Genomic DNA, 12,744 nt, shown 5'->3' with positions numbered 1-12,744 from the left:
AAATCATCAACCAGGGAGGAGTTCAATGCCTGTTGCCATCCATCCATCCGTCGACAAAGGCTTCAAGCCGGCGGGGCGGAAATTCTCCGGCGGCACGCTGACCTGCAAATGCGCGAAGGATCCGGTGACCGTGAAGGTCACCAGCCAGAGCGCGCATAATCACGCTTGCGGCTGCACCAAATGCTGGAAGCCGGAGGGCGCGACGTTTTCAGTCGTCGCCGTCGTTCCGCGTGACAGTCTGAGCGTCTCCGCCAACAGCCAGAAGCTCAAAGTGATCGATGCCAGCGCCGCGATCCAGCGCCACGCCTGCACCGGCTGCGGCGTCCATATGTATGGCCGTGTCGAAAATACCAAACACCCGTTCTACGGCCTCGACTTCATCCATACCGAATTGTCCGCCGAAAAGGGCTGGTCGCCGCCCAAATTCGCGGCCTTTGTCTCCTCCATCATCGAATCCGGCACGCCTCCCGATCAGATGAAGGCGATCCGCGCGCGCTTGCGCACGCTCGGTCTCGATCCCTATGACTGCCTGTCGCCGCCGCTCATGGATTTCATCGCCACCCATGTCGCCAAGGCCAAGGGTGTGCTGAAAGCCTGAGGCCGTTCAGGCTCTGGCCTTAGGCAACCGGCCGGGCTAGATCGTTGCCAGGATGAATGAAGGAGAATCGTGGACATGAAGACCCGCGCCGCTGTTGCTTTCGAAAAAGCCAAGCCGCTTGAGATCGTCGAGGTCGACCTCGAAGGACCGCGTGAGGGTGAGGTACTGGTCGAGATCAAGGCGACCGGCATCTGCCATACCGACGAATTCACGATCTCCGGCGCCGATCCGGAAGGCCTCTTCCCGGCGATCATGGGTCATGAAGGCGCCGGCGTCGTCGTCGACGTCGGCCCCGGCGTCAAATCGCTCAAAAAGGGCGACCATGTCATTCCGCTCTACACGCCCGAATGCCGCGAATGCGATTATTGTCTCAACCCCAAGACCAATCTCTGCCAGAAGATCCGCACGACTCAAGGGAAGGGCCTGATGCCCGACGGCACCAGCCGTTTCTCCTACAAGGGCAAGATGGTGCATCACTATATGGGCTGCTCCACCTTCGCGAACCACACGGTGCTGCCCGAGATCGCGCTGGCCAAGGTCAGGAGCGACGCGCCCTTCGACAAGATCTGCTATATCGGCTGCGGCGTCACCACCGGTATCGGCGCGGTGATCAACACCGCCAAGGTGGAAACGGGCTCGAACTGCATCGTCTTCGGCCTCGGCGGCATCGGCCTCAATGTCATCCAGGGCCTGCGTCTCGCCGGCGCCAATATGATTGTCGGCGTCGACCTCAACAATGACCGCAAGCCCTGGGGCGAGCGCTTCGGCATGACGCATTTCGTCAATCCGAGCGAAGTGCAGGGGGACCTCGTCGCCCATCTGGTCGAGCTGACCGGCGGCGGTGCGGACTATACGTTCGAATGCATCGGCAATGTGAAGGTGATGCGCATCGCGCTCGAGGCCTGCCACAAGGGCTGGGGTGAATCGATCATCATCGGCGTCGCCGGCGCCGGCCAGGAGATCGCCACGCGGCCGTTCCAGTTGGTCACCGGCCGCGTGTGGCGCGGTACCGCCTTCGGCGGCGCCCGCGGCCGCACCGACGTGCCGAAGATCGTCGACTGGTATATGAACGGCAAGATCGAGATCGACCCGATGATCACCCACACGCTGCCGCTCGAGCGCATCAACGAAGCCTTCGACCTCATGCATGAGGGCAAATCGATCCGGAGCGTGGTCGTCTTTTGATACGCTGACCGGACGAACGATCAAGCGGCGGGGGCCGGCTTCCTGCTAAACGGGCGGCGTGGAGGAGATGCCATGCCACTTGCCGACAATGCCCTCTGGGTCATAGAGCGCAACTTGCGCCAGCCCATCACGCTGAGTTCGATTGCCGAGGCCTGCGGGGTATCCCGCTCGCATCTCGCCAATGCGTTCGGCATGGCGACCGGCTATCCGGTGATGAAGTATCTGCGCGCCCGGCGCCTGAGCGAGGCGGCGCGCGCGCTGGGTGGTGGTGCGCCGGACATATTGGCGGTGGCGCTCGATACCGGCTACGGGTCGCACGAGGCCTTTACCCGCGCCTTTCGCGAGCAGTTCGGCAAGACACCCGAGACGGTGCGCGACAGCGGCAGTCTTGCTGATCTTGAAATCGTTGCGCCATTGGAGTTGAAGGCGCGGGCGCCGGTCAGCAACCTGGCCTCTCCTCGTATCGTCGACGAAGGGTCCGTGCGCGCGATCGGTCTCGCGCAAATCTTCTCTTTCTCGACGACGATCGGCATTCCTGCCCAATGGCAACGATTCATGGATTTCTACGACGCCATTCCGGAAAAGCTCGACGGCATTCCCATTGGCGTGACCGAGGCGCCCGACGACGATGGTGAGTTCAACTATGTCTGCGCGGCCGAGGTTTCCCGTTTCGGCAAGGTTCCGGAAGGGCTGCGCAAGGTCGAGATACCGGCGCGGAGATATGCGGTGTTCGAGCACCACGGCCATGTGTCGCGCCTCTATGAAACCTATTCCGCGATCTGGAATGAAGGCCTCGCCTCGCAAGGCCTGATGCTCGCCGATGCCCCCATCATCGAGCGCCACAATCCACAATTCGATCCCCGTACCGGCGAGGGCGGGCTCACTTTGTGGCTCCCGCTGGGCGCGTGATGGCGAAACGCCTGGCCATGCCGGCTGTCGTCTCGCCCGCCGACTGGCGGGAGGCCCGTATGCGTCTGCTGGACAAGGAGAAGGCGGCGACCCGGACGCTCGACGCCTTGGCCGCCGAGCGGCGCCGTTTGCCGATGGTCCGGCTCGATCAGGACTATGTCTTCTCCGGCGCACGGGGAAAGGTCTCGCTGGCGGGACTCTTTTCGGGACGCCGGCAATTGATCGTCTATCACTTCATGTTCGCACCCGATTGGTCGAGCGCCTGCGCCGGTTGCGCCCGTCGCATCGATGATATCGGGCATCTGGCCCATCTTCATGCCCGGGAGACGAGTCTCGTCGCCGTGGCGCGCGCACCTTATTCACGCCTCGCCGAGCTTCGCCGGCGAAAGCGATGGACTGTTCCCTTCTTCTCGTCGGCGGGCTCCTCCTTCAATGCCGATATGGGAGTAGGCGGAGAAGGGGAGGATGATTTCGGCATCAGCATCTTTTTCCGTGACGACGATGCCCTGGTCTATCGCAGCTATTTCACCACCGGTCGTGGCGTCGAGCCGTCGGGTTTCCGGCATTTGCTCGACATGACCCCTTATGGGCGTCAGGAGGCGTGGGAGGAGTCGCCCGAGGGCTGGCCGCAGTCACCCACTCACGGCTGGGGATCCGCCCGGGACGAGTAACTTGAAGCCATGCGTTCAGTTACATAATTAACCTAGAGGAATTTTCTTGCCAAACTTGCATACAAGATATATACATCCTGTCTATGACAAAGGTCGAGCGCTCACAGAGCTTCCCATCGACCGGCCGTAGAGCCGAAGCGGCCCAGGATGTCGTTTTCAGATGGCTCAAGCAGCACATCGCGACGCTCCCTAGGAGAGACGGGGTTTTCCTCACCGAAGCGGAGGTTTCTCAGGCGACCGGTACGTCGCGCACCCCGGTGCGCGAGGCCTTGCTGCGGCTCGAGGCTGACGGCGTCCTGCAGATCGTGCCGAAAAAGGGCGCCTATGTTCCCCCGGTGACCGAAGCCGATATCGACGCCGTCATGCAGGCGCGCGGATTGGTCGAGGAATGGTGCGCGCGGCGCGCCGCCGGTCTCGGCGCCGCACTGGCCGAGCAGCTCGATGAGCTGGTCGCGCGGCAGGCGGCACAGAAGGACGATCCGGTCGCCTTCATCGAGAGCGATCGCGAGTTTCATCGCGCCATCGTCAGCGCCGCCGGCAATCCGGTGCTCGCCGGCTTCTATGAGAGCCTGAGGGATCGTCAGCTGCGCATGGGTGCCTATGCGCTCACCACCTCAGGCCGGCGCATCGATGAAGTTCTCGCTGAACATGCGGCGATCGTGGCGGCGCTGCGCATGCGTGATGGCGAGCGCGCCGCTGAAGCGGTGGCGCGGCATCTGGAGACGACGCTCGCCGCCTTGCGGCTGCCGGCGATGCCGAAATGGGGACGGCCGCCATCATGACCGCCGTGGTGGAAACAGCCTTCGACACGAGGGCGTTCCGGCAAGCGCTGGGACAGTTTCCAACCGGTGTCTGCATCGTGACCGCGAAGGTTGAAGGCGAGCCGCTCGGCATGACGGTCAGCTCGTTCAACTCTCTGTCGCTGGCGCCGCCTCTCATCCTGTTCAGCATCGACCGGAAGGCCGCGAGCCTTCCGCTCTGGATGAAGGCGGAAGCCTATGCCGTCAATGTGCTGGCCGAGAACCAGAAGGACCTCTCCAACAGATTTGCCCGCTCCCTTGCCAACAAATGGGAAGCGACCAGTTATAGCGATGGTTTCATGGGCGTGCCGCTCTTGCCAGGCGTGATCGCGGTCTTCGAATGCGCCGCCTATGCCCGGCATGACGGAGGCGACCACATGCTGTTCATCGCCGAGGTGAAGCGTTTCCGCGACCATGGCGACCGACAACCGCTTGTCTTCGGCAAGGGGCGTTATGCGGCGCTGCAGCCGACCGAGTTCGCGGCACCTCTGTGGCCGCTCGACATCCATTACTGAACGTCTGGAGGGTACCATGATCAAGACAGGCTCCCAGCATATCGCGTCGCTGAAGGACGGCCGGCAGGTCTATATCGACGGCGCGCTTTCCGGTGATGTCACCGAATGTCCGGCCTTCAGGCGCTCCATCGCCACGGTCGGCGCGCTCTACGACTTCCAGTCGCGCCCGGAAAATCTCGAACTGATGACCTTCGATGCGCCGGAAACGCAAGGGGACCGCGCCAACCGCATCTGGCAGCTGCCGCGCAGCTATCAGGAACTCGTCGAGCGCCGCCGGGCGTTGGAGGCCTGGGCCGAGCTGCATGGCGGCTTCCTCGGGCGAGCGCCTGATCATGTCGCTTCCTGTCTTGCCGGCATGTATATGGGGATCGATACCTTCCGCTTCTATGACGCGGCGCGCGCCGGAGCGCTCGCTGACTATTTCCACTTCGCCCGCGCCAATGATCTCTATCTGACCTATGTGATCATCAATCCGCAGGCCGATAGATCCCGCCCGGCGGGTGAGCAGCAGGATCCATTCCTTACCGCCGGCGTGGTCGATCAGGACGGCACGGGCCTCACCATTCGGGGCGCCAAGATGCTGGCGACCGGCGGCATCATGGCGAATGAGGTGCTGGTGACCTGCATCCAGCCGCTGCGCGCCGGTGAAGAGCGTTATGCCGTGTCCTTCGCCGTGCCGATGAATGCCAAGGGGCTGAAGATCCTGTCGCGCAAATCTTACGAAGCGGGCGCGCCGAGCGTCTTCGACAATCCGCTCGCCAGCCGCTTCGACGAGAACGACGCCGTCCTCTATTTCGACGATGTGAAGGTCGAGTGGCCGCGCGTCTTCATCAACCAGGATATCGCGATGTGCCAGCGGCAGTTTCATGCCACGCCGGCGCATGTCTATCAGAATTACCAATCGCAGATCCGCCTGATGGTGAAGATGCGTTTCCTGGTCGGCATCGCGCGGCGGATCGCCGAGACCAACGGCATCATCGGATTCCCGCAGGTGCATGAAACACTGGGCGCGCTCGCGGCGCAGAATACGATGGTCGACGCGCTCGTACACGCCATGGAGATAAAGGGCAGAATGCAGGGCGGGTATTTCATCCCCGACAGCCATACGCTCTATGCCGCTCAGGTGCTGACTCAGGAGCTCTACGGGCAGGTGATCACGGCGCTACGCGGCCTGGCCGGTGGCGGCCTCATCATGCTGCCGTCCTCCGTCCACGATTTCGCCAATGGCGAATTGCGCGGCCTCATCGATCGGACGCAGCAGTCACCCGTCTGTTCCTCGGAAAGCCGGGTCAAATTCTTCAAGCTCGCCTGGGATGCGGTCGGTTCGGAATTCGCGTCCCGGCACACACAATATGAAATGTTCTATGCCGGGGCCACGTTCGTCACCAAGGGACATAGCTTCCGCACCTTCGACTGGGATCGCTGCACCGGCTTCGTTGACCGCATGCTCGACGGCTATTCTCTGAGCGACGAGATCGGCGGCGTCTCGCCGCTGGCGGCGTGAGGGCCGGCATGGCGATCAACAAGGAGCATCTGGAGTTTCACGCGCTCGACATGGCGGGCGGCTGGCATGTCCCTGCGGGCTATCCGCCGGGCATCGAGCAGAAAATCCTGTCGGGCCGGCTCGATGAAGAGGCGGCGAGCGGTCATCGCACACGGCTTTTGCGTTTTCTGCCCGGTGCCTTCACCACGACGCCTTTCACCCATGAATACTGGGAGGAGGTGTATCTGATCGCGGGTGATCTGATCGTAGGCGCCGCCCCAGGTGAAGAAACATTTGCCGCCAATACCTATGCGTGCCGTCCGCCCGGCGTCGCACATGGGCCGTTCCGCTCGCAAGGCGGCTGCCTCCTGCTCGAAGTCCATTATTATGATTGAAACGATCGGCGGTGCCGATCGTCTCCTTGTTTCACTGATCAGATCTTGATCAGCATCGCCGTTCCATACATGAGGGCGAGGCCTGCCGCTGCGCCGGCAAGCGTGACCGGCGCCATCAGAGCCTTGACCGGATCCTCCGACGAACGGGCGAGGAAGGCCGAGACCTCGATGATGACCTGGAGGATGGCGCCGGCGCCGATCGCCAGCGCCAGCGCCGACCAATGTGGCGCATAAGCGAGGCTGCCCATCCACATGCCGAGCACCGCCGGACCGCCGGCGATAAGGGCGAGGCCGGCGAAGCGCGCCAGCGACGGCTTGATCTTGAGCAGGGGGGCCGCGATGCCGATGCCTTCGGTGATGTTGTGGAGCGTGAAGCCCATGACCAGGAAGGTGCCGAGGCCCGCCGCGCCGGCGGCGAAGGCGGCGCCGATGGCGAGACCTTCGCCCAGATTATGCAGGCCGATGCCGATGGCGATGAAAGTGGCGAGCGCCAGGCCGCTCGGATGGCCTTGCCGGCGTGAAATGCCGAGGAGCAGGATGAAGCTCGCCGCTGCGGCGAGGAGAACCATCATCGGCCCTTGGAAGATCGTGGCCGAGCGCCCGGCGAATTCGAAGGCGTCCTCCAGCGTATCGATGAACAGGAAGGCGAGGAGGCCCACCGTCAAGGCGAGCAGGAAGTTCATGACCTGCGGGCCGGCGCCACGCAGCGCGGGATAGAACATGAGGCCGATCACCACCGGCACGATGCCGACAAAGGCGCCGAGCATCCCCTGCGCGGCGAAATTGAGCGAGGAGCTTTGCGGCGTTTCGACCGCGACCGGGATATCGTGCTCGAAAGTGGCGCCCGTATTGGTGACGAAGGTCACCTTATGCGCCTCACCCAACACCCAGGGGAAGGGAATGGCGATCCAGGCCGAGGCGCCGCGTTCGATCGCGCCGGGCGGGTCCTGGGTGAAGCGCCAATAAGCCGCGTCGACCTGGACCTGCGCGATCTTCATCGCTTCCGACCCACCGCCCCTGACCAGGAGGCGAAGGCCGTTCTGATCGAGGATGGTGCGCTCGACGGTGAGATTCTCGACCGGCGGCGCGCCGTTGTTGAAGCTGCCGAGAAGATTGCCGGCGATGAGCCACCACAGAGCGAGGCCGAGAACGACGAGCGGCGCCAGCACCCAGAGGAGCTTCTGCCATGGACGCGTGGCGGGAATGGACGAGGCCTGATCGGTGCTCATGACAGCGCCTCGACGACGTCGAACATGCCCATCCAGCCGAGCTCGGTGAATTCCGACTGATGCGCATGGAACATGTAGAGGCCGGGCTCGTGATCGGGCTGCTCGGCGAAAGTGAATTCGAGGATGCCGCGTTGCGCCTGGCATTGCATGATCACGTCGACGGTCTTGAGCGTCGGCGTCAATGTCGTTCCCTGGTCGTAATAGTCGAAGAAATTGCCGTGCAGATGAAAAGAGTTGATCGGGTCGAACTCGGTGACATTGACCAGGTAGATGCGCACCGGCCGGCTGCGCACCACCTTGATCGGCTGCTTGGCGTAACAATGAGCGATGGTGTTGCAGGCATAGAACTCGTTCTCACCGTCGAAATTCGTGTCGAAGGCGTTCATCACCATCGCCATTTCCTGCCATTGGGCATTTTCCGGCGTGCCGTAGAGGCGTGAGCTGGCGACCGCCGCCATCTCCGGATGCCGCGCCGGATCGGGATCGATGACGAACAGGCCGTACATGCCTTTATGGATATGGCGCGCCAGCGGCAGCGCGTGACAATGATAGAGATGGCAGCCATAGGGCCGTGCATCGAATTCATAGACGAACTCACCGCCCGGCGGCACGAGGCCGGCACCCGGAATGCCGTCCATGCGCGCCGCATGGAAGCCGTGGAAATGCATCGAATGCGGGTGCGAGCCGAAATTCTTGAACACGACGCGTACCCGGTCACCCTCCGTCGCGCGCAGCGCCGGGCCGGGCACGCGGCCATTGAAGGTCCAGGCCGGAAACATCACACCAGGCGCGATCTCGATTTCCTTGTCTTCGGCGGTCACCTGGAAGGTGCGCAGCCTGCGTCCGTCGGGAAGAGTGGAGACCTCGCCTGTCTCCCAGTCGGTCAGCATGGCGGTCGGATCGAAACCGTTTCGCGCCGGATCGACATCGCCAATGGTGATCATCTCGCCATGGGCGTTCATGTGATTGGTGGCGTCATAGGTCGACGTGCCGCTCGCCGGCGCCTGATGGCCCTGGTGCCCGGACGTCTGTTCGCCTTGCCCGAGTGCTCCTTTGGCGCCGAAAGCGGCGGCGCTGGCGGCTACGAGGCCCGCACCGATGAATCCCCGTCGTTTGAGATCGAATGGCAACCAACCCGGCATGACCGCTCCCTTTTTTAGCCCCTACAAACAATAAGAGCATAAGGGAGTTATTATAGCAATGGCTATAATTTGCTTGAAGCAACAGAATATCCTATAGCCTCGGCTATGATCTTTAATTGCGAAGTCTACTGATTCACCGATGATGAAACCGACAAAAGCACCTGCTCCCGAAAGCACCCTGGTCGATGCCGACACCCATATGGAGAGCTTCCGCCAGACGCGTCATAACCGGCGCACTGAGCTTATCGAGGACTATGTCGAGCTGATTGCCGACCTTATCGCCGATCGCGGCGAAGCGCGCCAGGTGGATATCGCACAACGTCTGGGTGTGGCGCAACCGACGGTCGCCAAGATGCTGAAGCGGCTTGCCGCCGAGGGACTCATCCAGCAACGGCCCTATCGCGGCGTGTTCCTCACCGAGGCGGGCGCCGGCCTCGCGGAGAAAAGCCGCGAGCGCCACCAAGTTGTCGAGAGCTTCCTCTGCGCCTTGGGAATCAGCCCGGAAATCGCGCGCGTCGACGCCGAGGGCATCGAGCATCATGTCAGCCTGGAGACGCTCAACGCCTTTCGCGATTTCCTGCGCAAACGGGAATAATGCCGCCGTCGGTCCGTTTCGCCTCCAGTGGAGGAGAGACACATGACCATCGCCAAGGTGCTGAGCTTCCTGCGTAAGGGCGAACCGGATTCGGAAGTCGCAGATCCCGTCATCAGCTTCATTTGCGCGCCTGAGGACAAAGGCGTTATCGCCGAACCTGTTCCGGCCAAAGCGAGCTTGCCGGATTGGTTCCGCCGCCTGCCCGCTATCGACGGCGCCAGTGTCTCGGCCACCAATAACGGCCTCACCGTCAAGCGCTGCATGCCCTTCCTCGACGCCATGACGCTGGGTTTCATCCTGCCGCTCGCGGCGACGACCCGGCTTGAGATCAGAGACGGCGGCAAGACGGTGGAGGCCGGCTGGGAGTTCGACAAGGTCATGGTCAGCAACCATGGCAGTCATCAGATCGCAGGCCACCCGATGGCGGACCGGCCGCCGATGAAGTTCCACAACTACTGGACCATCATGACACCGCCGGGATGGAGCTGCCTGTTTGTGGCGCCGCTCAACCGGCCCGTGCTGCCGGTCGAGATCATTGCCGGTGTCGTCGATACCGATAATTATCATGCGTTGATCAACTTTCCGTTTCTCGCCACCGGTGACGATGGCGTGCACATATTGGAGAAGGGAACGCCGCTCGTTCAGGTCATTCCGTTCAAACGCGCCGATGCCGCTCTGACGCCGTCACTCACCCCGCGTGCCGAGGATCATGAGGAGAGTGCCACGCGCGAACGGATACGCCGCAACACGCTCGCCAGCGAGGGCTGGTACCGCAAATTCGCGCGCGCCAGGAGATAGAGCATGATCCGGAAAAGTGCGAAGCGATTTTCCGGAGAGATCATGCGCAAGCAAGAAAATAAAGCGCGATGGCTAAACCATCGCGCTTTAGCGGGAATAGGGGCGGGCATCGTCCGTTCATCACACGGGTGCGCATGAGGCCGCCCGCGAACAGATGAAAGGAAGCCATATGAAACGCACAGCAATTCTCACTGGAGTCCTGGCCCTGGGTCTTGGCGCGAGCGCGGCGGATGCCGTGACGCTTGCCAAGCCTGATTATCCAAGCGCACAGACAGTGACCGGCAGGACTGGCCAGATCATCCTCGCGGGCAACAGCTCGTCGAACTCGTCATCGAATTCGAGCTCCAACAGCTCGTCCAATTCCTCTTCGAATTCAAGTTCGAACAGTTCGTCAAATTCATCCTCCAACTCGAGCTCAAACAGCTCTTCGAATTCGAGCTCGAACCGCTCATCCAACAGCTCGTCGAATTCCTCGGGCTATTCGAAAAATTGGACAAGCAAGGGGTCGGCGAAACGAAAGAACTGAGCAATTGCCGAAGGTGGCGGAGAAGGGCTTGGGGCGACCATGCCCTTCTTCATTTTTCATTTTGGCTTCACAGAGGCCGTTTCTTCCGCCCGGCTTTCACCTGCTTCTTCTTGTACTTTACCGGCGACGCGCGTTTCGCCTTGCCGTTCGGCATGTATGGATTCTGATAGCCCGGATCGCGGGGATGTCGTGGGCGTCCGCCGACCGGATCGTTACGGTGGTCTTGATAGTGCGGCGGGTCGTTGCGGTGATCTTGATAATGTGACGGCGCATTTGGCGTGAAGCTGTGGCCGCAAAACGGAAGGATGCACCTGATTCGAATGCCGGAGCTGGCCGCGCCGCCGAAATTGCGATCATCCTGTTGCGATCGATGATCCTGATAATGGTCGTTGCGATGATCCTGATAGTGATTGCCGCGGCTATTCTGCTGGTTTCCGATCTTGGGCGGCTTGCCCTTGCCGCCCGCTTCCGCTTCGCTAGCGAAAGTCAGCCCTGCGGTGAGCGCCGCCGCCATGATCGCGATGTTTCGACGAACACGCCTGAAATCGAACATGGTTTACTCCGATGAGAAGCCCTCCCTCGTCGGTCATGGTAGTTTGCCCGAACGGCATCTGTCGTCCGCCGCGCGGGGGATGTTGGCCGGTTAGGAGCGGATGACGGCCGGCGAAGTGAGGCTGGCGACGAGCTTCGCCAGCTCCGACTGCTCGGCGGTTCTCGTCTTCGCAAACACGCGGGTAAGATGGGTCTTGACGGTCGAGTCGGCTATGCCCAGTGCCGTCGCGGATGCCGCGCGGTTCTTGCCTGAGGCAATTTCGATCATCACGCGCGCTTCCATTGGCGTCAGATCGTAAAGGGCGACGAGTGCGTCGAAGGGAGGCGACACATGTTCCGCGAGCGGGGTGATGAAAATGGCGGTTGCGGCGCCCAGCGAGAGGCCAGGACGCAACATTCCCGATTTCAGCGGCAGCACATGGGCGACGGCGTGCAGGGGATCGTGCGGTTCGAGACTCCTGATCGGCACGCCAATGCCGCCATATCCGAGCTCGCTTTCATCCAGGGCAGCGCGATTGATCGCTTCCCTGATCGCCGTGCTCGCGTTGATGTCCTGCGCCGCCAGCACGCCACGCTGCGAAAGCACCGGCTTGCCGGCGCTGAACATAGTTCGGGCCGAGTGATTGGAATAGAGAATGCGGCCGGACGCATCGACCAGCACGACGCCGACCAGCAGGGTTTCGAGGATTGTCTCGAATGTCGATGTCGCAAGCGAACGCATGCCCAAAAGGTCACCAATGGAGACCGCGCGCCGCATATGAGGTGTCAATAACGAGACGACGGCAAGATCATCCGGCCCGACGGGAGCGCGGCTTGGCGGCGTATAGAGTTCGAATGTCCCGCTGCGTGTCGGGCTGCGCAAGAGAATACCTGCGGCGACATCGCGATAGCCGGCAGGTTCCGCCCACTCGGTAAAGAAGGGGAGTTGCCGAATCTCGTCCTCGTCGGCGCCTAAACGCTCCAGAAGGATCGCCGTATTGGCGACATCGCCGACCTCAAAAGTGGGATAGATCTCCCAGAACGGGTCCAGCCTGGCATATTTGGAGTGGAGGAGATCCATCCAGTAGGGATCGCCGCCCCACCGTGCGGTGTAGCTCTTCTTCTGGTTCTCCAGATCATACAGATCTATGCCGCCGAATGTTGCGCCGATCAGACCGCAGCAGGCTTCGAGAGCTTCTGGCCACAAGGCAGGTTCGACCGCGCTGTCATAGATCTTGCCGATTGCAGCGGAAAGCTGATCCGCCGACATGTCTGAGCGCATTGGTCCATTCCCCGTCTGCCAATCAGCTTTTCAGAGACCAGACAGGAAATCCAGGGCAATAACATCCCCCGTGCGGGGGATGGCG

The 12,744-nt window shown here is 61.9% G+C and carries 15 protein-coding genes; 10 read left to right on the top strand and 5 right to left on the bottom strand.

The genetic code is table 11. From position 1 onward, the window contains the following. The first annotated feature begins 25 nt into the window (after positions 1 to 25). From gfa to JHL16_RS28310, 8 genes are all read left to right on the top strand, one after another. Complete coding sequence (gfa, locus tag JHL16_RS28345; protein WP_200188243.1) at positions 26 to 598, top strand: S-(hydroxymethyl)glutathione synthase; 573 nt, start codon at positions 26 to 28, stop codon at positions 596 to 598. A 75-nt stretch (positions 599 to 673) separates the two neighbouring features. Beyond that, on the top strand, positions 674 to 1,783 hold the full coding sequence (locus JHL16_RS28340; protein ID WP_200188242.1) for an S-(hydroxymethyl)glutathione dehydrogenase/class III alcohol dehydrogenase: 1,110 nt from the start codon (positions 674 to 676) through the stop codon (positions 1,781 to 1,783). Between the two features lie 72 nt (positions 1,784 to 1,855). Further along, the gene (locus tag JHL16_RS28335; RefSeq protein ID WP_200188241.1) at positions 1,856 to 2,692 is read left to right on the top strand and encodes an AraC family transcriptional regulator; all 837 of its coding nucleotides are present in this window, start codon (positions 1,856 to 1,858) and stop codon (positions 2,690 to 2,692) included. Next, entirely contained in the window at positions 2,692 to 3,363 is a 672-nt protein-coding gene (locus tag JHL16_RS28330; RefSeq protein WP_200188240.1) for a DUF899 domain-containing protein, read from the top strand. Before JHL16_RS28335 ends, JHL16_RS28330 begins: the two co-directional genes overlap by 1 nt. A gap of 83 nt (positions 3,364 to 3,446) precedes the next feature. After that, positions 3,447 to 4,145 carry a GntR family transcriptional regulator gene (locus tag JHL16_RS28325; RefSeq protein ID WP_200188239.1) on the top strand — a complete coding sequence of 233 codons (699 nt, stop codon included), beginning with the start codon at positions 3,447 to 3,449 and terminating at the stop codon, positions 4,143 to 4,145. Next, on the top strand, positions 4,142 to 4,678 hold the full coding sequence (locus JHL16_RS28320) for a flavin reductase family protein (protein ID WP_200188238.1): 537 nt from the start codon (positions 4,142 to 4,144) through the stop codon (positions 4,676 to 4,678). The genes JHL16_RS28325 and JHL16_RS28320 overlap by 4 nt, the downstream gene beginning before the upstream one ends. A gap of 16 nt (positions 4,679 to 4,694) precedes the next feature. Continuing rightward, positions 4,695 to 6,182 (top strand): 4-hydroxyphenylacetate 3-hydroxylase family protein, encoded by a 1,488-nt coding sequence (locus tag JHL16_RS28315; protein WP_200188237.1) that lies wholly within the window; start codon positions 4,695 to 4,697, stop codon positions 6,180 to 6,182. 8 nt (positions 6,183 to 6,190) lie between these two features. Next, entirely contained in the window at positions 6,191 to 6,556 is a 366-nt protein-coding gene (locus JHL16_RS28310; RefSeq protein ID WP_200188236.1) for a cupin domain-containing protein, read from the top strand. 38 nt (positions 6,557 to 6,594) lie between these two features. On the opposite strand, the gene JHL16_RS28305 is transcribed toward JHL16_RS28310, so the two are convergent. Both JHL16_RS28305 and JHL16_RS28300 read right to left on the bottom strand, forming a co-directional pair. Then, a complete protein-coding gene (locus JHL16_RS28305) occupies positions 6,595 to 7,785 on the bottom strand; it encodes a ZIP family metal transporter (protein ID WP_200188235.1) in 1,191 nt (396 codons plus the stop codon). Continuing rightward, positions 7,782 to 8,927, bottom strand: a complete 1,146-nt coding sequence (locus JHL16_RS28300; protein ID WP_200188234.1) for a multicopper oxidase domain-containing protein — start codon at positions 8,925 to 8,927, stop codon at positions 7,782 to 7,784. Before JHL16_RS28300 ends, JHL16_RS28305 begins: the two co-directional genes overlap by 4 nt. A 139-nt stretch (positions 8,928 to 9,066) precedes the next feature. Between JHL16_RS28300 and mntR the strand changes: the two genes are divergently transcribed. Both mntR and JHL16_RS28290 read left to right on the top strand, forming a co-directional pair. Beyond that, on the top strand, positions 9,067 to 9,522 hold the full coding sequence (mntR, locus tag JHL16_RS28295; protein ID WP_200188233.1) for a manganese-binding transcriptional regulator MntR: 456 nt from the start codon (positions 9,067 to 9,069) through the stop codon (positions 9,520 to 9,522). 57 nt (positions 9,523 to 9,579) lie between these two features. Beyond that, the gene (locus tag JHL16_RS28290; RefSeq protein WP_420884587.1) at positions 9,580 to 10,320 is read left to right on the top strand and encodes a hypothetical protein; all 741 of its coding nucleotides are present in this window, start codon (positions 9,580 to 9,582) and stop codon (positions 10,318 to 10,320) included. A 255-nt stretch (positions 10,321 to 10,575) separates the two neighbouring features. Here the strand turns inward: JHL16_RS28290 and JHL16_RS28285 are convergent, their stop codons facing one another. The 3 genes from JHL16_RS28285 to JHL16_RS28275 all read right to left on the bottom strand — a co-directional run bounded on the left by JHL16_RS28285 (position 10,576) and on the right by JHL16_RS28275 (position 12,659). Then, positions 10,576 to 10,776, bottom strand: a complete 201-nt coding sequence (locus tag JHL16_RS28285) for a hypothetical protein (protein WP_200188231.1) — start codon at positions 10,774 to 10,776, stop codon at positions 10,576 to 10,578. Positions 10,777 to 10,913: 137 nt separating this feature from the next. Beyond that, positions 10,914 to 11,399 (bottom strand): hypothetical protein, encoded by a 486-nt coding sequence (locus JHL16_RS28280; RefSeq protein ID WP_200188230.1) that lies wholly within the window; start codon positions 11,397 to 11,399, stop codon positions 10,914 to 10,916. A gap of 90 nt (positions 11,400 to 11,489) precedes the next feature. After that, positions 11,490 to 12,659, bottom strand: coding sequence for a helix-turn-helix transcriptional regulator (locus JHL16_RS28275; RefSeq protein WP_200188229.1), 1,170 nt, complete (start codon positions 12,657 to 12,659; stop codon positions 11,490 to 11,492). Between the last annotated feature and the right edge of the window lie 85 nt (positions 12,660 to 12,744).

The sequence above is a fragment of the Taklimakanibacter albus genome (assembly GCF_016595235.1).
In the GTDB taxonomy this organism is placed as follows: Bacteria; Pseudomonadota; Alphaproteobacteria; order Rhizobiales; family Aestuariivirgaceae; genus Taklimakanibacter; species Taklimakanibacter albus.
Note: the sequence above shows the minus strand (reverse complement) of the source record. Positions and strands in the feature narration are given on the sequence as shown.